The organism is Shewanella sp. SM68 (genome assembly GCF_025653925.1).
Classification (GTDB): Bacteria; Pseudomonadota; Gammaproteobacteria; order Enterobacterales; family Shewanellaceae; genus Shewanella; species Shewanella oncorhynchi.
Genome location: NZ_JAKKRU010000024.1, coordinates 1 through 19,897, shown reverse-complemented (window position 1 = coordinate 19,897; position 19,897 = coordinate 1). Strand labels below are relative to the sequence as shown.

Here is a 19,897-nt window from a genome sequence, read left to right as displayed (position 1 = left end):
TCAGTATCATCGCCACCAACGCTTCACCATGTGAGACTTTGTAGGGCGGCGTTTTGGGTAGCACCGCATCAATCATGCGAGCAATGCCGAGTTCTTGGCAAAGTGCAGCGACCAAACCAAGGTGGTCGAGGTTACGGATAGAGATAGCGGGAGCGGCCATGATGAATTACCTGCAAAAGAGAGTAATAGATCAGAATGACCGATCGCCGTCAAGTTTTTTAAATCGAAAATTAGGTGCGGAATGACGGATATAAACACCCTTTATGAAATACTTGAGTTGTCGCAAGGTGGTAACAGTTTTGAATTTATTACCAGTGGCTTTCATCGGCATGAAAAGTTGGAGGATGTTTATGATAGAATAAATTATATTGTGTCTAGAAATAAGGATACGTGCAATATTAGATTAAGCTCGGATAGCCATCATGTAAAAAAAATAAAGTGGAAGGCTCACGGCTTCAGTATAGATTATTGGCAACGTAAGAAACCCACTGGGTTGAGTTTTTCATTTCGTTCTGTTGATAATCAACGGGATTTTACACGGAATTATCTCATACAGGATCTGGATAGCTGGGGGATTGATGCTAACATTCAGCCAGTTAGCGTGTTGGAAGATTTGCTTATTGTTGGTGGCTTTTCATTTGGTATTGATTATAAAAATTTAGTAAATCCGGCACCAAGTACACCTAGTGGTTATCTTGATATGCACGGTTATATTGCTGCAATTGAATTAAAAGTTAAAAAACCATTTACTTTTGGGAGTTTGAATAAGCTTCCTCAGAAAAATGGATTAGATGTCACAGTTAAACCAAACGGTGATGTGTTTTTTTATGGGATTGAAGTTGAAAAGTGTGGAAACCTGCACACAGACATCTTTGATTGGCCAAAATTGGAAAAATGTGTTAGGGAAAATCCGCTGTCTTATGCATTATATACTCAGCCGTTAACTGACTTGCTCGCCAGATTAGATAATGCACAACAAATTCGAACCATAATTGCTAAAGCAAATAACCCTTATTGGTTGGTGAAAGAGATTGCAAAGCACTCTGACTTATTAGAAAAATGGAAAGTAGCATGATTGATTCTCACTGTCATACTTTTTATTCAAAACATGCTGTTGGTACTGTTGATGAGCTTGTACAAGCATCAATTGCGGCGGGCGTTACTGTGTTGACGATAACCGATCACGCGCCTTTTCCAATAGATAAAGATAATAGGTTGGTAGAGTCAGAGCTCGAGCGTTACTTCGCCGATATTGATAAGGCACAAGAGAACTATAAAGGCGAGATAACTTTATTGCGAGGATTAGAATTAGATTTTATCCTCGGTTCCGAAGTCTATACAAGTAGACTATTGCAAAATTATCCGTTGGATTTTGTACTTGGTTCCATCCACTACGTTACGGCCAAAGATGATTCCATGATTAAAGTTTGGGATCTTCCACGACTGAAAAATACAGATTTCTTAGATAGATATTTTGCAAGTATAGAATCATTGATTGAATGTGGTTTATTCGATGCAGTTGGTCACGTGGATTGTCTCCTGCGTGGAATATCCGAGGATGAATTTTTATTCAGAGCTGAACGTCTATTGCCGGCCATTGTTAGAAGCGGAATTGCATATGAACTAAATTCATCCGGATTACGAAAATCAATATTTAATTCTGAAAGTGATAAAGAACTTATGGGGGTATGGTCTTATCCTTCACGGATATTTGTGACAAAATTGCTTGCGCTTGATGTACCTTTTACAGTGGGCTCTGATGCGCACACTCCTGCAGATGCTGGAGCTGGAATTACAGAATTAATTGAGGCTTTGAAACCGACAGGTTTACATGAAATCAGTTATTTTGTGCAGCGACAAAGAATTGATGTTGCGCTTGATAAACTACAATTAGCAGTTAATTCTGGACTGGTTAAAGAAGGATTTTTGTGAATACGTCTTTTAATAGAAACTGGAAAGAGCTTCTTGACGAGGTTGTTCCTATTCAATTGTCCGCATTTCATGCGGCGAAAAAAAATATCCATCCAGAACAGGTAAAAGCTGGTTTTCGTGCATTTGCAGCTAATTTGCTGAAGCGCGATCTTATATCCATGGCAGATTATGTTGCAGTTTTTGGGGGACATGCATTGAACCATCTTACGCCGATGGGACCAGAGAAATTTTACAGTATGAGTACATGCAATGATGCACAGCCCTTGACTGAAGTTTATAGCCGCGCGAAGTATGGTGGAGTTAGCGATATACGTTTCTTGGCGAAAGGTATAACTGAATACCTATGTGCTGAACTGGATGATGAATGTTCTTCTTGGTCAAGTTTGTTCCGACAAGCCAAAATGAGCGGTGAACATGTTGTTTTGATGACAACCGGATGGCGTAATGTTCCCTCCGCCTCAAATGTGCTTTATGAGATTGTGGTGGAGGATGTGAATATGAAGTTGGCTCATATGGGATTTCCCACAATAATCAATGTCAAATTGCCTCGTATAGCCCCGCCCTGCGAAAATTACGCCACTCTAAGCCTTGAGGAACGAAATCTAGTAAACTTGAGTCAAGATCATGTAATACCAGCGAAAAATTTCTATCGTTTTAGTGGCGTGCACGTCATTTTTGGGGATGATGTTTTGGTTACTGGTGCAACAGCTGACAAAGTGATGTACGAGTCACTTCTAAATGGCGCGAAATCGTTTCGCGCCATTTATTCCGTGGCGATCGATCCTAGAGTTGCATTAAACGATGCTTCAGTTGAAGAACGTTTAAATTCGACGTTAATCAAACAGAATCTGGATAGTAATCTTGCAATACTGCTATCTGAGCCAGGTTACCAACCTATCTTGCGTACGCTGCGGCTGATTTTCGAAAATATTAATAGAGATAGTCTTTCAGATTTTTTGCCTCAAGTGCCTTTGGCAACTTGGGTAAAGCTATATAAATCAGCACTTAACAATGAATTTTTAAGTCAGGCAGAATGTGTCCAATCGCTGGTTATGCTGCGTGATTATCTTACAAAGAATAGAGTGTTGAATGATTGTGGTATGGTAATGGAACGTAGATGATAAAATGTGAATAATAATCAATGTTTACTCAGTTTATGATTCTTTTTAAATAATGTTTTACGTAGAGAGGGTGTTAGGTGAAATTGTCAATTAAAGTGTCGATTTTCTTAAGGTATTTCTCTAGAACGTTATGCAAAATACTGTTTGATAGAAATCTAGGTAAAATTGTTTGCAGAGATATTAAACATATACTTTTAATAAATTGGCGCGGAATGATTGGGGACGCAACAATTTCATCTAGTTTCATATCTGCAATAAAGGCTGAAACAGATATAAAGATACATGTAATAACATCAGCTAGTTTGGCGGATTTATATATTAAAGATTATAGGGTTGATTCTGTTTATATAATAAAGAATAATTTTCGTTTTTTTGATTTATACAGAGCGGCTAAGTCACTTAGTTTTTGTGATACCATAATACCTTTGATTGGCAAAATGCAGTGGAGAGATATATTTTTCGCAGGAATAATAAGGCCATCAAATTTTTTATCTATTGATGACTCGTTAAAGATGTCGAATCTAAACGGTGGTGAAAAAATTTCTCAGCTATCAATAGATGAGCTTTTTCGACTTTTTGCTAAAAAAATTAATAAAAACATTAGGAATGATTATTCATACATAATTCCAAGTTCAACTAGAAAAGTTTTAGATACTGACTATATTCTATTTAATCCATTTGCAAGTAGAGCTGATAAGTCTTTATCTGTTTTTAGATCTGTTTCTCTACTGAATTTCTTAGCGGGATTTATGCCAGATAAAAAAATTTATCTATTATATTCTCCAGTGACATATTCATTGGCTAAAGACATAGTAAATCTAGCTTCTAATAAAAATATTAATTTGTCTCAAAACATTTCAGATATCAGTGATGCTGTGTCTTACATAAAAAATGCGGAGTATATAATTAGTGTTGATACATCTATAGTTCATTTGGCATATGGCTTGAAAAAAAAGACTGTCGCAATATATCCGAGAATGAACCAATTTAATCCCTGGATGCCACCAAAAAGTTCAAATATTGAATTTGTCTTTAGCAATGCTGAAATTGTTAATGGATTGAAAAATATGAATGAATTTTTGGATGTTGAAATAGGCTATGCCATAAAAAGATTGAATAACGGCTCAGTTTTGGGTGATCAAAAATCTATATTTCTCTACTATGATAAAGAATTTGATGAAATTCCTTTTTTACAAAGATGGAATATAGTCAACTTGATTAGAAGAACAAAAGGTGGAAAATATAGAGTTATACTTACAAATCTAGTCGTGGATTCAGAGTTTTATATTCAAAACTATATTGATCTTCCTATGTATTTTAATGAAATAAAAAATAAAACGTCTAATGTTTCATCTGTAAATGGAAATCAAAGTGATATTATAAGGCTCCGTCTGTTAGAGCGTTATGGTGGTGCTTACTTTGATACTAGTACGATATTTTTGAAAAAATGCCTTAGTGAAATAGAGCTGTATAATAATCTTTTGCTATCTCCTAATGCAACCGTTGCTGGTTATTCAAATGTTACATTTATTAGAAAAAGTGAACATGGTCAGTATTTTTTTGAGGACGGGATAGATGGCATTGAACTGGGAATGCTTTATGCAAAAAAGGATTCTTTATTTTTGAAATATTTCAATATTGAGATAGATAGATATTGGAATTGGAAGTCTTCAGCAAAATCTTATAGAGATTATCCATGCTTTTTACGTGCAAACCTTCAAGAAGTTAGCTTTTTGAATGAATATCACATTCATTATTCTATATTTCATTTAATACTTACAACAAATCCGGGTCTGCATAAGCATATTGTTACTCAAAGTATTCATATGAAGAATAAAGAGAACTCAGTTAAAAATGGACCAAATACATTAACAGACGCTTTCTGTAGGGGGCTCAGCGGTTATGAATCTGGTAAGCCAGTAAAACTCTTAGAATGTTTTAAAGGCGGTTTGGTAGAGAAGTTCGATGGGACTCTTACAACACTAGCAGAAAGAGCTGAGATCATCGAAGATATGGAATTAATCTCCATTCCTGGTTATATGAGAAAGAGTCTTGAAGCTGAGTTTACAGAAGAACAAGATTACTCTGATGAGCAATCGTTATATTCATATATTTCAGCATAGTCATCCTAACTAGCTGTTCCAAATTGTAGGCTATTCAAAATTCTGTGTCATGCTAAAAATCAAAGACCTATGTACTCATACTGCCGCTCTCAAAATAGATCGACAGCTGGGACAATTTCAAATGGTGCTGTTGATTGATTGTTGGCTAAAACAGATTCATGAATTTAACACTCTAATTTGTATTGGATTCATCTTCGACATACATCAATAGTTCCCCTGGCTCACATTCAAAATACTTGCATAAGGCATTGATGGTATCAGTGTTAGTCACATTGCCTGGCACGTTGGCTATACGCGTTAATGTGGCACGGCTAATACCTGTCTTTTCACTCACTTCAGACAAGGTGATACGGCGCTTTTCCTTGAACGCTTTTTCATCAAGCTGCTTGATGAGAAGGATCCTGATCATGTTCTATCCATAAGTCTTATTTGTCATCCATCATATCAAACGACTCATATATGACGCAAATAAAGCTTGACTTTAATCTTTTGTGGGTTATTTTAATCTAGAAAGATTCAAATGAATCATTTGTGAGTCAAGTTTAAATGTGCAAGGTGACAGGTATGAATACTTATCTTACTACTGAAGAGTTATCCATAAGGATTAAGTACGACGTTCGTACTATCCGCCAATGTTTAAAGGATGCGGTGCTGTTTGAGGGGATCCATTACATCCGCCCCTTTGGCGGGCGAAAAATTCTCTACATTTGGGAACGAGTTGAGGAGTCTATGTTGCTTGGAGCCTCTGCCCATGATCTGATAAATCAGCTGAACTAGGGGGTTGCCATGGGAACTGTAAATAGCCGAGATGGCAAACTTTATCTAGATTTTCGCTATAAGGGTGTACGTTGCCGAGAGCAGACCAGTCTTGCCGATACTCCGGCGAATCGACAAAAATTAAATAAACTGTTGTTAATGCTGGAACAGCAAATGAAAGCTGGTTCATTTGATTATCGGCATCATTTTCCTAATAGCCCTAAAGTCGAACACTTTGCTCAGTTAGCTAAACTCAGTCAATTCCATGCTGCTGGTGGGCGCATGTTGTTTAGTGCCTTTGCTAATCTTTGGCTGGACGAGAAGCGGGTAGAATGGCGCGCTAGTCAAATTGAGACGGTTGAGGGGATCTTAAGATGTCACCTCATACCCGCGATGGGGACTAAGATGATAGCCACTATCTGTAAGCAGGATATTCTGGGTTTGCGTCTAAGTCTTTGTGAGGTCGATGCACTCACAAATCGTTCGCTGTCAGCTTCAAGAATCAATCACATCATGACTTATTTACGATTAATCCTAAATGAGGCTGCTGAGCGCTTTGGTTTTCAGACTCCTTGGCGAAATATCAAAGCGTTACCTATGCCGCGAACGGATATTCAACCATTTTCTTTGGTAGAGGTATATCGGATTATCGAGGGTGTAAGGGATGATTTTCGCCCTTACTACACCGTTCGATTTTTTACAGGTATGCGCACAGGGGAAATCGATGGTCTGACGTGGGAAAATATTGATTTTACGAACAGATTGATCCACATCCGCCAGTCATTAGTTCGTGGGAGCCTTGGCCTAACTAAAACGTCAAGTTCAGACCGTGCGATTGCAATGAATCAGCCTGTATATGAAGCACTTCAGGCCCAAAGTAAGCTAACCAAAATTCGGAGCAAATTCGTTTTTTGTAACCGCCGTGGAGACGCACTGAGCCATCAGAATGTGACCAAACGTGTTTGGTATCCACTGCTGGAAAGTCTGGCACTCGAAAAGCGAAATCCTTACCAGACCAGACACACTGCAGCAACCCTGTGGCTTGCAGCAGGAGAGAGTCCAGAATGGATTGCTCGGCAGTTAGGACATGCCAATACGGGGATGTTATTTAGAGTGTATTCTCGCTATGTACCTAATTTATTAGGGCAAGATGGCGCAGCGTTTGAACGGTTGATTGGCAATGGTCCAAAAGGGGAGTCGTCAAAATGAATATTAAATCCCGAACAAATAATGCTGATGACTTGGCCTGGGTACATCTGATAGAGCGGATAAAACAGGTAGAGTTGTGGCAATTTAGCTGCTTAAGACAGTCTTATGCACTAGAGCTATCCCCAAATATTATGGAAGGTGTAAACCCTGAGGGGCAGCTAGTGATGGTTCAGTGGAGCCCTAGCAATGATTTGCAGCGGGTAAAAATAACCTTGAATATCCATGAGGTTACCGATAAAGCTGCTGTGCATCATCATTTTAAACTTGTCCCCGCAGGTTGTGAGTCAATCATTATCGATATTTGGGGGATTTTGGGACTTATCCATGATGAGGCATTAAGACGCTTTTACTTAGCGGTATTACTCAACAATGAGCTGATGGGACAGTTTTTTAACGCCAGAGCGAGCCGAAGTCATCATCATAATCATGCTTGTGGATTACTGGAACATAGCCATGAGGTGGCTGTTACGGCAGCAATGCTTTGCTGGCGATACAATGTTGGGCCTTTAAGTGTATGCGTCGCTTTTATTGGAGGCCTTTTACACGACATCGGTAAAATTCACCTTTTTTATAATGCAGATACTCGGGATGGCATTGCAGGTTCACACGAGTCATACAATTTTATGGTGTTGGCTGAGCCATTAGAGTTGTTGTATCGAAATTCCCCCAAGATTTTTGAGGCGCTGAGTAGTTGCTTATCGGTCAAGATCGGGCGCCGCTCTGAGGCATATATTCCGGCCTCTATGGTGAGACTATGCGACAATCTCTCCATGGAAGTATGCCATTGGCGCACCGCTTTTGCAGATGTGCCTCCACATCATTGGTACGCTCATTCTGCTATGAACGATCAATGGTATAAGCGGCTCGGATGACGCTTGGTGACATTAACTCTGTTCCCATTGCTTTATTTGCTCCGCTTTGAACAGGATAATCGCCAGCTGGTGGAATAAGGTTTTCAGTGCCGGGGAGGAATATTGGCTTATTGCTTCGTCGCCGCGTGTTTTTATGTGCCGTAAAAATAATGCTCCAGATCCTTCTGGATATTCATTTATTTTCTGTAACGTGTAGCAGGTTATCTGAAGGTTGCGGTGGCATTTCCACTGATTATAGGGTTTTCCATATTGATAATGCAGTATAAGGTGCCAGCGCTTCCAAGTAAAAAGCTTGCTTACCACTGCCATAAATCGCTGAAACTCTGTTGTTTTGTTAAAGAAAATCGACGGGTTACTGCTGGTTGTATGCGTTAAGTAATACTTAATAGCCCATTGTAATTCGACGTTTCCTTTTTGACTCGACTTGAGTTCGCGACATACTTGTAGGGCTGAATAAATATCCTTTCGAACAGAAATATCAATGGGGTCTGCGGGTAGCAGCGCATTACAACGTCTGTTTGAAAATAATCGGCCAATACCTCGTGGTGTTTTTAACATCCGAAGTGCAGTTGCAGCATCTATCCAGCGTCTGACGCGTTCAGGAGTGAGGCGATACTGAAAGGCAACGTCTTGATAGTCATGACCAAGCTCAATACTCCTGAGTACCGCCAAGGCTTGATTGTAGTGACTGCTTTTTACAACCTCATTTTTCTGGCGGATTGTACTTTGGCGAATGCCGCTCACCGGGCCCATAAAAGGGACTAGCCGCTTTCTAAAAAATGGCAGCAAACGCACAGGGGTGATGTTTCCTGATTTTTGCATCACTTTATAACGGTGTGGGCGTACTCCAAGTACAATATTTGCGGTGTCTTCAGGTATTTCTTGAGCGTTTATTGTCAAATGGCTGCCTAGCAGTAAATCGGTAAAATGTAGATAGCTTCTGAATGTGGTGTCTGGACTGCTATGGCCAGCAAACACTGCCAGCGCAGAATATCTGTCTCGTAACCGGTTTTCACCAAATATCAGTTTAGATATTATCCTTTTTTGTGACGGTGGGTATGGCAACATCGTCTTGATAACTTCAGGTAATGTGATTAAGTCATCATGGGCAAGGAGTTGAAGTCTGGACAATGCTGTATGGCGAAGATGATATAGACGATAGTAAATTCCGCCGGTTAACTGAGACAATATCTCTTTCACCATCAGGGATATTTGACCAGTATTGACAACGTGAAAGGGATTAGCCTCTTCGTGAAAGAGCAATTCGTTATAACGTTCATGGCAAGCCATAAGGCGATCCCTAAGATAGCTTTCCATTAAACTTTTTTCGTTGTCGGTCAACAAAGGAAATAAAGGCACTTTTCGAAGCGCTGAGTCGGTTTTGTTATGCCCGTGGCGGCTTTCACGAATAAATAGCCAGCCGATAGAGGAAGGCTCAATGTCTTTTAGACGCAGTTTGGCGACTTCACCGGGTCTGAGACCTGTACGATAGGCAATGAGCAAATAGCATTTTAACATCCGTTGGGCTGCATGGTCTAAATCGTCTATGTAATCGATTTGGCGAAGCAGGGCCGAAAACAGTGGCTCATCAACAATGGCTGCACTTACATGGGGAGTAATATTGCTACCTTCGCTGAGTGGCTGATTAAGAGGAGGGAGATCAAATCTCTGTTGTGCGAATAAATGTAGGTTCTCAAACCGACGAGCTTTATAGTGCAGTTCATGTTGACTATCAGTACGATTCATAATTTCTTGATAAATATCGATAAAGTCTTCACTGCTCAGGCTGTATAAGTCAATGTCTGCGGTCGCAGCCAACCAGTGGCCTCCAATTGCTCCAAAGTACCTATTCGCTGTTGATACTTCATTTTTCTCAGTAGTCAGGTGGTGAATGAGCCATTGAAGCAGGATCTCTTCGTTAGGGCAGAGGCTTGCTTGTGTTAGTTCTTGTAAATGAAGAACAACTTGGCGCTTTCCTTGGGGATTGGCGTTATTCTGCTTAAATATTTCTCTTATTTGGTTAAGCAGGTATCGGTTACCTAGCTTAAAACGGTGTGATGGCGATGTTACTGAAGAGTCTGTTTGTATTGAATTATACCATTTCTTGAATTGAGCAAAGCTTCTTACGTTGCAAGGTCCCGTTGCACCTTTAAATAATCTGAACCAGTAGGCATTGGGTAGGGATGCGCTTTTTTGACGTCCCAACGAATACTCTACCAACACTTGTGGTAACTCGACATTAGGCTGAGCCTCTGCAAAACAAATCCCACCTTGTTGAAACTGTTTTTTTGGAAGAATGAGTTTAAGTTCTGACTTAATTATCTCTAAACATTGTTTGACTGATTTTGGGGGGCGCCAACTTCTTGTTCGGCTGTTTAGAAATGGCTTTATTAGCCCGAGACTTATTGGATCGGGGAAAAAATGAACCTCGACCTGAGCTTTATTAGGTTCAAAATCGTCGTGAACGGTGTAAAGATTACTGGCAAAGCTCTGCCCTGGACTTGGTCTCAACGTTAGCCAGCAAAGGTCTTTATTGCCACTTAATGGTTTATCGCTATTTAATGCCTTCGCCAGCGCGGGCCATAGCCTAGGTCGATTCAGGCCACTATAGCAAATGCAACTCATCAGCAATCTGGCAAAGCATTGTTGGGGATCGGATGTTTTATCAAGCTTGTCTAGCAAACCGTCAATTTTTGATGCGAAAGCAGAAGTATTGTGTTGCCAGGTCAAATTTCTAAGCGGTCGAACTCTACGAAGCGTGAGATAGTCTGAGGGAGGATTGATCTGCCAAAGCCCTTGTCGGTTACCCGTTTCTAGTTGCCTGCAGATAAAAGCATATCCTCGGCGGTAGGCTGTTTCCGATTTGAGAACCTTTCGCAGATCTGAGTCAACCTGTGGCCAAACTGCCGAAAATCGGTCGTATTTCGGTGGTGTTTCAAACAGTTCAGGTAGATGATGTTCAAGTACGGCCAGAGCTTGTTTTATTATCGTTATATGACTTTTTTGCCGAGCAGCAGTTCTGGACTGATGCCCCAATAACCGTACTAGGGATTTCTGTTCATGTGGAAGGATCAGCGGGTTTTCCATGCGTCAACCACCGTAATTTCATGAGTGTTCAGTAGCGTTTCGATATGCTGAGCAATACGGTTGAGGTATTGAGTTGATAGCATGCTATGACGACCCATTGATTCTTCTCCAATATCTTCGTGTCCCATCCAACCATCTATTTCTGCCGGAGCAACACCGAGACGCTTTAATTCGCTGCGCATGTGATGCCTCCCCCAGTTGCCAGGCCAGGGTAACTGGTCTCCAAGAAATGCTTTTACTCTGGCAGGCGTGAGTTCTTGCGTAATTTGGGGGATGTTGTCCTGTTCTTGATGTTTTATAAAAAATAGAAGATTTCCGCTGCCGGTCATTGCCTCGTCTGCACGTTTGAAAATATCTTTTGCGATGAGTTGACTGCGTTTTTTCAACTCTTGAAGATGTTGTAGATAATGTTCAAGTTGCTTCACTGCAGTCTGTGGAAGTATCAGCGTTCTAGCAGATATCCCATGTCGGTTTTCTTTATCGCTAATCCACCAGGTATTGTTATGGCTGTTGAAATCGGTACGCTGTCCCATTGGTGCATTAACATCGCGGTGACCGGTTGCAAACGTCAAAAGCGCCCATACGTAGCAGACATAGTGATTATGTAGTGTCGTGAGTTCTTCCAATGATTGCTTTCGCGGGCGAGGAATTTGACTCCTCAAAACGCGAAAAAAATTGTGTAAAGTCCGTGGAGGGAGATGTAATGCACTTCCCAGTTGCTTTTTGATGGGCTTTACTTCGGGGAGTTGCGAAGCGATTTCAGCTATCTCGAAGATTGAACTCACGTATCTGTGGTGGTTTTCAATCAGTTTATCTGCATCGAAATTTGAATAGCTCAGTGCAGGCTGGTTTCGGGGGGCTCGCCCTTTTATGAGTCCGACTTCGGCACGATCTAGTCCATTATTGATATACCAGTGTTCAAGAAAACGGGTGATTCTTCCGAGACTTAAACGACATCGGTGTTGCTTGTTGATGTCACTAATGACTGACTTCAACTCTGCCGTGTCCACGTTTTGAGTAAGCTTATCTTGTAAAAATTGAGGGAGCGGCAGCACTAAATGGTTTGTTATATTGTTCAAACATTTTTCTAGTCTTACATCTTGTTTGCTTGCTGGTACTGTGTGGGTTAGAGATATGCAAGGGCGATTTTTGTAATGTGTGAGACAAAATGTATTTGAAGATTGTCCTAGTGAAATAGGATCTCGACCGCATAGGAGGCACAGCAGTAGGGTTGAGCAGCTATCTGGGTTTACTCCAGTTTTAATTCCATTGGTCGTAAAACGAATGAGTTGACATATATCCCATTCGGTCAGTTGATTGTAACTGCAATTTAAGGATAACTGCATAATGCCGAGTTTTTCAGTCAGACACTTATGCTGTATAGCCCGTACCGCTCTTGAGGATGGGGGAGGGGGTGTTTTTAGTTTATTCGTTAAGGGTTTATCTTCAATACGAAATGTTCGACCAGCTGTTACCGATATAGCCTCATCTCGTTCTTGAGCCGTCGTCGGTTTTGTGAATGCGACACATAGTTCTTTAACCTCAAGGCCTGCGTCTTCAAATGCATCAACCGGATTAAGTTCGATGAAGGTGTCAGGGTCTGAAATAGGAGGTATTCTAATTCTTCGTCGTCGTCTTTTGCTCCCTGATACAGCTTCTCTAAGCACTAACTCCAAGTAGCCAAGGCCGTACTCTTGCGGGGCAGGATATTTTTCCTTTCGTAGTTCTTTAAGTTTTGACACCAGTCGTTCAACTGATGATGCGTCATCCAATTCTGGCAGTATATCTAATAGTTTTCGATGCTTGGGGTCCATCGCTACCAGACGTAGCTCTCGTAATGCATTTTCATTTCCTGAGGTTGCGAGTTGCTGGTCATGGGTATAGCGTATGAAACAACAGATAAGAACAATCGATTGGTATGCTGTGTATTTCGTTCTCCATTGTAGTGTGGCATTTGGGGGTAACACTGCACAAATGGTGGCAGCAAATGGGTATGATGTAAGATGCTTATTTTTCTTTAAAATTCCAAATATTTCAGTGTTACTGACAGAGCCTGAAGGCATTTTTGTTATCAGAATTTTTACTAGCCTATCTATTAGTTCGAATTGCTCCCAATAGCCTGCTGGAAATGCTTGAATACTATAGGCTAGTTGCATTAACAGCGTTTGCTTGAGCTCTGGATTTAAATGCTCTGGCGCAAAATATTTGCTTAAAAATTCCTTTAATTTTTTGCTGGTGTTGCGTACAGGAGGAGTCATTATTTGGGCTCCCATGGCATTGCTAATTCGGCGAGAATATCGACAGAATCAGATATTGGGCATTTAGGAAACTGGCGCTGGCGCTGCTGAACCAGAGTGCCTCTCGAGATAGATAACAAATCACAAAATAGCTGGTCAGGTAGTGTATCCTTCCCAAAGAGTTCTCGTGAAAACTGCTCTGGTAGGCCTTGACGCCAGTCATCAATAAAGGCGGCAACATATTTAGAATTGATGGATAGACAGAGCACTTGCAATAGTGATAACCATGCTTTTTTCTCGACGCTTTCAGGCGTCAATTGAGCTTGAGTATTTGTTTCTAAAACCAGAAGAGTACCTTCTGGTGGGCGACCATTTTCCCAAAAAAGTGCTGCCCAGATAGGACTATAAAACTGAAATGTTCTGGTATGGTGTTTTGTCTTATTGATGCTGGCTTTCGAATCTATGTACTCCAAACAATATATTGTTTGGGAAGCAAATTCAGACCTGATAATTGCAGGTAAGGCATGTAGATTACATAACCCAGGTAATGATTGCATTACATCGAAAGCTTTTCTCGCTGCTGGATGTAAGTTCACCTGATGCTTCTTTTGGAGCTTTAAAATTATTTGGGTCATCAGAATTCCATTTCCTGTGATTGCGTCCTTCCTTTAATATAGGGCTCACTTTTTCATCTCCCAAGTGTGATCAAAAGTTGATCGGTAAAAAGATCGATTTATGTGATCGTGATCTGATTTGTTTCCTTAATCGAATTTATAAACAAGCCACTGAAATTTTTGAATATTGAACTTCGAAATGTTTTTCAGCATTCCTTGTCCTGCAAGCTGGTTTAAATCCTTAATCGTGGCGTGCGTTGTATGCTGTTTCCGTATACGCGAGCGTTGCTGATTGACTAACTTTTGCCCCAAACCTTCTTACGACGGCTTGACCATATATTTCTGCTAAGCGTCATTTGACTTAATTTTCATAATGCCAATAAAGTAATGGTTGGTAGAATACTTGACTGTCAATCATCAAGATACCTAGGATAAGTTATCGAGATAATACGCGTAAAAAGAAAGCGCAAAAAGAGAAAGTTAAATGCTGAAGAAAAGGTGAGTGAAGCAGGAAAGCAACTGCATAAACAGTTTCCTATGTGACAAGTTCAGTCACATGTGAAGCCCAACATTTTATGAGCCAAGGTTTGTGCCGCTCAAGAAAGCTTGTTTTTCTACCAAATGAGTGAAAGATCATTGTTAATGTGGTTAATTTGTATAATCATTAGCGACACGAAAAACTAATCGATAGGTTATCGGTTTATTGAGATATATATGAATCAACAAGAGCTATTAACAAGAATTAACGCACTGTTGGGACGATTTGCGTATGAGGTTAGGGTTTCAAATGCAACAGGGTTGTATGACATTAATATTCTTGCTGAAGACTTTTTAGTACCTATTTTATCTGTAGTTTTGGACTGCCCTGAGTTAAAAAATCAAAATCGCGTTCAAATGAATTTTCCAGCAGTAGACTTAGGTTGTGATAAAAGTCGAATATCAATTCAAGTAACTTCAGACCCGTCCGCTCCCAAAATATATAAAACGATAAAAAAATTTCGAGAGCATGAACTACATAGTTTGTTTGATACCCTTTATATCTATGTAATATCGGAAAGACAGAAAACATATAGGTCTTCAACCCTTGAGACTGAGATTAAAAAATGTCATGTTAAGTTTAACACTCAAGATAATATTCTAGACTATAGGAGCTTGGCCGAAAGGTTAAGCGGTCTAAGCAGTGAAAAACTAGATATTATTCGAACTCACTTAGAGTCCGAGTTTGATAAAGTTGATTCAAATTTAAAATTTAGAAAAAATTTAACCGAATTTATAAGTGTAAGCCAAAAGAAAATTGAAGATGAAAAGAAAACTAAGAAGTATATCCCATCTGTATTTGTAGAAACCTCTGAAATAAAAGATTCTGTTCGATTTTTTTCAAACCCTAAGTTTTTTTATAGAAAGATTGATTATGATTTACAACGTATTAATCTCGACAACTGCAATTACTTACTTGGGTTAGCAAAAGTTGAACCACTAAACATTGAAGTCAAAGATTTGATATCACTTCCAGAGCCAAGTAATCTTGAAGAATTAAATTCTCGACTATTACAACAAAAAGAGGTTATTAGTAGGTTTAAGAAGCTTATTTCACCTCTTTCTTGGCGAAGCGAAGATAATGAAAAGTTTAGCCCTCAAGCTGACTTGAAAGATTACTGGAGAGTTTTTAAATATAACGTTGAATCAAGTGCAACTGGTATTTATCATCAGTTAAATGAAGTTCTGGATAAAATTGAAATATCAACTTCTAAGATATTCTTGATTACCGGAATGGCAGGTCAAGGGAAGACTAATTTTGTATGTGATTTAGTAGAGAATCAACTTCAACGATTTGAGGTTCCAACTATATTCATACCTGCGAGACTCTTAAATCATTACTCTGCTCCAAATAGGATTTTATCATATATAACTAATAACCGTTTTTGTCCAAGTTTGTCGAGTTTGCATGAATTATTTGAATTGCTAAATAATGTTGCATCAGAGTCTGGTAAACCATTTATTATAGCGTTGGATGGGATAAACGAAGTTGGAGATCTGCAAGGGTTTGTTGATGAACTAAAGATATTCCTTGAAGCATTATGTCAGTATGACCATATTAAAATTATTGTTACATGTAGAAACGAGTTTTTCGACCACAAGTTTTCTGGAGTCTTTGAGCCTCAATTTTCAGACCACCTATATCGGGTTCAGGATCTTAGAAATGAAATGTCAGACAATAATAAATCAAAACTTCTAACTGAATACTTTGAATACTTTAATATTAATCTCAGGCTTTCTGAAGTTTCAAAAAATTTTTTGATGAATGATCTGATTCTGCTGAGGCTGTTTTGTGAAATATATGAAGGGCAAGATATAGGATATATCCCTGATATATATAAAGGAGAATTGTTTGAACATTACTTGATAATTAAAATAGATCAGTTCCCACTAGAGCAAAAATCAATTGCTATCGGCTCCCTGAGAAAAATTTGTCACCAGATGCTTAAGAATGAAGATTTTTCATTGGTGTCAAACGCTGGTTTCGATGCTATTGAGCGGCAGGTCATAGAGAAGCTAATCGGCGAGGATATCATTTTAAGAAGAGAGATACCTCCATCAGGGTTGATGTCTCTTGGCATTGAAAATATTTCGTTCACATATGATGAAATGAGGGATTTTCTGCTAGCTTACTTTATGGTGGTTGATATCGGACCGGATAGACAAGATACTAGTATATTCGAAAAAATGAGTGATTGGCCAATCTATGAAGGCCTATTTCGTTACACCTATATCTTAGCCCGGAAACATAATAAGCAAGAGGTTACATCGTTGTGTGAGAGCTTCGATGACTTTAACACCCACTATTTGAACAACTTGCCACTTCTATCTGCGGATTTGCAATCAGATGAAGATGTTGAACGTGTAAGAAGCATATTAAAGGAAAGTTCTACTCCTTCAAAAATACGGTCTGTTGCTTGGTTTCTTTTTAGAAAAAGAAATACTTCTGAACTGCTTAACTTGGGAATTTTAAACGCGCATTTAGGTACATTGAATTATGATGAGTCAGAACAGTTTTTAAGCTTTATGTATGGCGGAAATTTCGGATATGGGCGCAATGATTGGAAAATAGAGCTAAGCAGACAAGTTGGATGTTTGAAAGACTATAGCGATGAAGACAAGGTGTCACTTGATCCACTGGTATTAGCGTTTATTTTATATACCTTGCCTTATGTATATTGGGAGCAAAGGGAATATGTCCTTAATCTCCTTAATAAGTACAAGGATCATAATAACGTAGTTGCTGCAATAGTTTCTTGTCGCGATGCTTGTTCAGAATGTATTCAATCATACTTAGATGAGTTAGAACAGGGAGTTGAAGAGTTGTGATGGATGAAGTTAAATTTATTGTTGCTACCTCTTGGGAGCCAAACTTTGAAGAGTTTTTGTCATCTCTAGGGATATCATCGAGAGGCCTTGGAGCACAAATTTTCTCTTCTGTATATGATGCATTTTTTAAATCCTCAATCAACGTAACAGAAGAATATGAGCGATTTTACTCAGTAGAGTATGGATGTTTATCGGATTATGTAGAAATTCGATATGGTAAAAAGCTCAGTGATGAAGACTTGGAAGCTAAAAGAATATTTGCTGTAACTTGGATGCCACAAGTAGTCGACGACAATTATGAAGATAATAAATTGGAAGCAGTTCTGAATAGTCTTGCTATTTTGAATGAGGTAAACAATGAAAATAAAGCTTGATTTTGTATCCAATAGTTCATCAACCTCATTTGTCTATATTTCAGATACTGAATTGACTTTAGATAAGTTTCTAGAGTCGGTTGGTGTTGATAAGGATGGCCCTGTAGGAGATCTATTTTGTGATATGTATAACGAGTTACATGACGCGATTGTGAATTATGGTAAACCAATCAAAACGGAAGAAGAAGCAAATGCTTTGTTAGGTTCTTATGAGTTTACTCCTGACGTTATTGATAAGATGAAGGATGGTATTGCCAACGGGAAAAATGTCATTACTTCATCATTGAGTAGCGATGGTGAGTTTGCAGAGTCTCTTCTTTGTATGGCAGTGTTTGAAATCAACTCTGAACACTTCTATGTCAATGCTTACAATAACTACTGGTGATATATGCTTAAGGTAAATCGGTTTAAAGATCTTGGCTATACAGCAGTTTTTAATAGTGTTACTGGTTTCTTTGCTCGTATTCCCGACAGAGATAAGCTAGAGCCATTTTGGTCTCCACATGGTCCTGAGTTAATGGACATATCTATAACCAACTGGTGTGATAAGGGATGTTCATTTTGCTATAAGTCATCGACAAGTCGCGGAAAGCATATGAGTTTGGATGATTATAAGTTAATCATCAACCAAGCTGCTGAGATGGGAACCTTTCAGGTAGCTTTGGGAGGTGGGAATCCAAATCAGCATCCAGATTTCATAGAGATATTAGAGTATACGAAGTTAAAAGGAATTGTTCCTAACTATACATCGAATGGTCGCGGGCTGAGTGATGAAGTTCTTGAGGCAACAAAAAGGTGCTGCGGAGCTGTAGCTATTTCTGCGTACCCTCCATATGATGAGACCGAGCAGAGCTTACAAAAGCTGCTTAGTGCTGGAGTTAAAGTTAACTTACATTTTATCTTAGATGCTCACAGTATTGATACTGCAATAAGCTGGTTGAAGGAGCCACCAGAGTTTTTGATGGGTATTAATGCTGTCATATTTCTCAATTATAAGCCTTCAGGAAGGAAGGTCTTTGAAGATAAGTTGTTAAGAAACAGCGATAGACTTGATGAGTTTTTTAGGCTGGCTACATCTTCGGAGAGGAAGCTAAAGGTTGGATTTGACGCCTGTTGTGTTAGTGGCGTATTTGCGAGAACAAATGCGAGCCCGGTTATGGTTGATGCCTGCGACGCGGCAAGATTTTCAATGTATGTATCAGAAGATTTAAAGGTATACCCATGTTCTTTTCAAAGTGGTTTAGAGTCTGGAGATACTTTGGATGAGGATACATCATTAGTAGATATATGGACTAAATCAGCAAACATGCAATCTTTTCGTGATTACTTTAGCTCAGATCGTTGTGGTGGGTGTAATCACATGTCAACCTGTAAGAATGGTTGTCCTATTTTTGAACAGCTTGTGGTTTGTGGAAATCGATAGTCTATGTATTGCTTGAGGTTATGAGCTCTGTCTCACTCGCACTTGATAACAGTGCATGATATTGGTTAGCTGTAATAGCGAGCTCACTTTATCGAACTAACTGGTATGAGTTATTTCGCTTACAACGGAGTGTGACGGAGAGCTCTGATTTAGAAAAAATAGCACATGTGCAGCACAGTGACTTAAAAACAAAAAGCCTGAGAACAAATAAATACTATCAGGCCTTTTCTATATGGTGCCCCCCCCCAGACTTGAATTGGGTACCATTCGAAAATGAGTCGATAAATAGGAAGGAATACTGAACAGACTGATACTTTCAACTTCATTTGCCAAACCTGAAGTTATTCGTCTTTCACTAATTTAAGTTTGGACTCTAAACAATTTATGTCCCTTTTCAATTTATCTGTGGCCTAAGTTGTAATGTTCGGTCTTGTTGGGTTGACCAAATTTTGGTACTGCTCCACATTATATTCAGGATCATTTGCGATTTGACTGGAGGAACTAAATGAAGAATTCGAAATTCAATACATTGCTCTGAAGGATCCCCTCATAAATCAGCCATAGCATAGCCATATTTGAGCAACTGATTGGCGAATAATACCCAGGCCGCCAGCAATTCTTTCTCCGTGATTTGATAATCAGGCCGCCTGAGTACCTCCAATCCCAAGCGAATCGTTGAGAGTACCGTTCGATGCCCAATGGTATTGGCCTGAAAATGCTTATCCCAGCCCTGTTGCTGTGCGTGTAAACCAACTAGCCACAACAGGCATTGAACCATCAACG

16 protein-coding genes and 1 pseudogene are annotated in these 19,897 nt (G+C 39.5%); 11 read left to right on the top strand and 6 right to left on the bottom strand.

The window, feature by feature from the left end; all coding sequences use genetic code 11:
* The coding region (locus L5M40_RS22210; RefSeq protein WP_263257157.1) for a DUF4277 domain-containing protein at positions 1-160 on the bottom strand (160 nt) is incomplete at its 3' end.
* An 81-nt stretch (positions 161-241) separates the two neighbouring features.
* Here L5M40_RS22210 and L5M40_RS22205 point away from each other — a divergent pair.
* From L5M40_RS22205 to L5M40_RS22190, 4 genes are all read left to right on the top strand, one after another.
* Positions 242-1,075, top strand: coding sequence for a hypothetical protein (locus L5M40_RS22205; RefSeq protein WP_263257258.1), 834 nt, complete (start codon positions 242-244; stop codon positions 1,073-1,075).
* Positions 1,072-1,932: a histidinol-phosphatase gene (locus L5M40_RS22200; protein WP_263201509.1), complete on the top strand. Its 861-nt coding sequence runs from the start codon at positions 1,072-1,074 to the stop codon at positions 1,930-1,932. Before L5M40_RS22205 ends, L5M40_RS22200 begins: the two co-directional genes overlap by 4 nt.
* Positions 1,929-3,053 carry a phosphoribosyltransferase family protein gene (locus L5M40_RS22195; protein ID WP_263201507.1) on the top strand — a complete coding sequence of 375 codons (1,125 nt, stop codon included), beginning with the start codon at positions 1,929-1,931 and terminating at the stop codon, positions 3,051-3,053. The genes L5M40_RS22200 and L5M40_RS22195 overlap by 4 nt, the downstream gene beginning before the upstream one ends.
* Before the next feature lie 77 nt (positions 3,054-3,130).
* Positions 3,131-5,176 carry a capsular polysaccharide synthesis protein gene (locus L5M40_RS22190; protein ID WP_263257256.1) on the top strand — a complete coding sequence of 682 codons (2,046 nt, stop codon included), beginning with the start codon at positions 3,131-3,133 and terminating at the stop codon, positions 5,174-5,176.
* 172 nt (positions 5,177-5,348) lie between these two features.
* Here the strand turns inward: L5M40_RS22190 and L5M40_RS22185 are convergent, their stop codons facing one another.
* Positions 5,349-5,585: a helix-turn-helix domain-containing protein gene (locus L5M40_RS22185; protein WP_172591336.1), complete on the bottom strand. Its 237-nt coding sequence runs from the start codon at positions 5,583-5,585 to the stop codon at positions 5,349-5,351.
* A 155-nt stretch (positions 5,586-5,740) separates the two neighbouring features.
* Here L5M40_RS22185 and L5M40_RS22180 point away from each other — a divergent pair, with 155 nt between their 5' ends.
* Genes L5M40_RS22180 through L5M40_RS22170 form a run of 3 tightly spaced genes read left to right on the top strand, consistent with a single transcriptional unit; the run spans position 5,741 to position 8,013 of the window.
* Positions 5,741-5,953: a hypothetical protein gene (locus L5M40_RS22180; RefSeq protein ID WP_011717288.1), complete on the top strand. Its 213-nt coding sequence runs from the start codon at positions 5,741-5,743 to the stop codon at positions 5,951-5,953.
* Between the two features lie 9 nt (positions 5,954-5,962).
* Entirely contained in the window at positions 5,963-7,141 is a 1,179-nt protein-coding gene (locus L5M40_RS22175) for a site-specific integrase (protein WP_263257255.1), read from the top strand.
* A complete protein-coding gene (locus L5M40_RS22170) occupies positions 7,138-8,013 on the top strand; it encodes an HD domain-containing protein (RefSeq protein ID WP_263257254.1) in 876 nt (291 codons plus the stop codon). The genes L5M40_RS22175 and L5M40_RS22170 overlap by 4 nt, the downstream gene beginning before the upstream one ends.
* Positions 8,014-8,025: 12 nt before the next feature.
* On the opposite strand, the gene L5M40_RS22165 is transcribed toward L5M40_RS22170, so the two are convergent.
* Genes L5M40_RS22165 through L5M40_RS22155 form a run of 3 tightly spaced genes read right to left on the bottom strand, consistent with a single transcriptional unit; the run spans position 8,026 to position 13,972 of the window.
* Positions 8,026-11,100, bottom strand: a complete 3,075-nt coding sequence (locus L5M40_RS22165; RefSeq protein WP_263257253.1) for a site-specific integrase — start codon at positions 11,098-11,100, stop codon at positions 8,026-8,028.
* Positions 11,085-13,358, bottom strand: a complete 2,274-nt coding sequence (locus L5M40_RS22160; protein WP_263201496.1) for a hypothetical protein — start codon at positions 13,356-13,358, stop codon at positions 11,085-11,087. Before L5M40_RS22160 ends, L5M40_RS22165 begins: the two co-directional genes overlap by 16 nt.
* Positions 13,358-13,972, bottom strand: coding sequence for a hypothetical protein (locus L5M40_RS22155; RefSeq protein WP_263257251.1), 615 nt, complete (start codon positions 13,970-13,972; stop codon positions 13,358-13,360). Before L5M40_RS22155 ends, L5M40_RS22160 begins: the two co-directional genes overlap by 1 nt.
* Before the next feature lie 693 nt (positions 13,973-14,665).
* Here L5M40_RS22155 and L5M40_RS22150 point away from each other — a divergent pair.
* From L5M40_RS22150 to L5M40_RS22135, 4 genes are read left to right on the top strand one after another with little or no spacing between them, the layout of a single operon-like run.
* Entirely contained in the window at positions 14,666-17,317 is a 2,652-nt protein-coding gene (locus tag L5M40_RS22150; RefSeq protein ID WP_263257249.1) for an SMEK domain-containing protein, read from the top strand.
* Complete coding sequence (locus tag L5M40_RS22145) at positions 17,317-17,691, top strand: hypothetical protein (RefSeq protein ID WP_263257247.1); 375 nt, start codon at positions 17,317-17,319, stop codon at positions 17,689-17,691. The genes L5M40_RS22150 and L5M40_RS22145 overlap by 1 nt, the downstream gene beginning before the upstream one ends.
* Entirely contained in the window at positions 17,675-18,076 is a 402-nt protein-coding gene (locus L5M40_RS22140) for a hypothetical protein (RefSeq protein WP_263257246.1), read from the top strand. Before L5M40_RS22145 ends, L5M40_RS22140 begins: the two co-directional genes overlap by 17 nt.
* A gap of 3 nt (positions 18,077-18,079) precedes the next feature.
* A complete protein-coding gene (locus L5M40_RS22135; protein WP_263257244.1) occupies positions 18,080-19,114 on the top strand; it encodes a radical SAM/SPASM domain-containing protein in 1,035 nt (344 codons plus the stop codon).
* A 547-nt stretch (positions 19,115-19,661) separates the two neighbouring features.
* Here the strand turns inward: L5M40_RS22135 and L5M40_RS22130 are convergent.
* Positions 19,662-19,897: pseudogene (locus tag L5M40_RS22130) on the bottom strand (IS4 family transposase); the annotation flags it as partial.

Excerpts from the sequence above, each read along its gene's own strand:
- L5M40_RS22165 (WP_263257253.1), bottom strand. The coding sequence starts at position 11,100 with ATGGAAAACCCGCTGATCCTTCCACATGAACAGAAATCCCTAGTACGG.
- L5M40_RS22185 (WP_172591336.1), bottom strand. The coding sequence starts at position 5,585 with ATGATCAGGATCCTTCTCATCAAGCAGCTTGATGAAAAAGCGTTCAAG.
- L5M40_RS22205 (WP_263257258.1), top strand. The coding sequence starts at position 242 with ATGACGGATATAAACACCCTTTATGAAATACTTGAGTTGTCGCAAGGT.
- L5M40_RS22140 (WP_263257246.1), top strand. The coding sequence starts at position 17,675 with ATGAAAATAAAGCTTGATTTTGTATCCAATAGTTCATCAACCTCATTT.
- L5M40_RS22160 (WP_263201496.1), bottom strand. The coding sequence starts at position 13,358 with ATGACTCCTCCTGTACGCAACACCAGCAAAAAATTAAAGGAATTTTTA.
- L5M40_RS22145 (WP_263257247.1), top strand. The coding sequence starts at position 17,317 with ATGGATGAAGTTAAATTTATTGTTGCTACCTCTTGGGAGCCAAACTTT.
- L5M40_RS22180 (WP_011717288.1), top strand. The coding sequence starts at position 5,741 with ATGAATACTTATCTTACTACTGAAGAGTTATCCATAAGGATTAAGTAC.
- L5M40_RS22170 (WP_263257254.1), top strand. The coding sequence starts at position 7,138 with ATGAATATTAAATCCCGAACAAATAATGCTGATGACTTGGCCTGGGTA.
- L5M40_RS22155 (WP_263257251.1), bottom strand. The coding sequence starts at position 13,972 with ATGACCCAAATAATTTTAAAGCTCCAAAAGAAGCATCAGGTGAACTTA.
- L5M40_RS22175 (WP_263257255.1), top strand. The coding sequence starts at position 5,963 with ATGGGAACTGTAAATAGCCGAGATGGCAAACTTTATCTAGATTTTCGC.
- L5M40_RS22150 (WP_263257249.1), top strand. The coding sequence starts at position 14,666 with ATGAATCAACAAGAGCTATTAACAAGAATTAACGCACTGTTGGGACGA.
- L5M40_RS22200 (WP_263201509.1), top strand. The coding sequence starts at position 1,072 with ATGATTGATTCTCACTGTCATACTTTTTATTCAAAACATGCTGTTGGT.
- L5M40_RS22135 (WP_263257244.1), top strand. The coding sequence starts at position 18,080 with ATGCTTAAGGTAAATCGGTTTAAAGATCTTGGCTATACAGCAGTTTTT.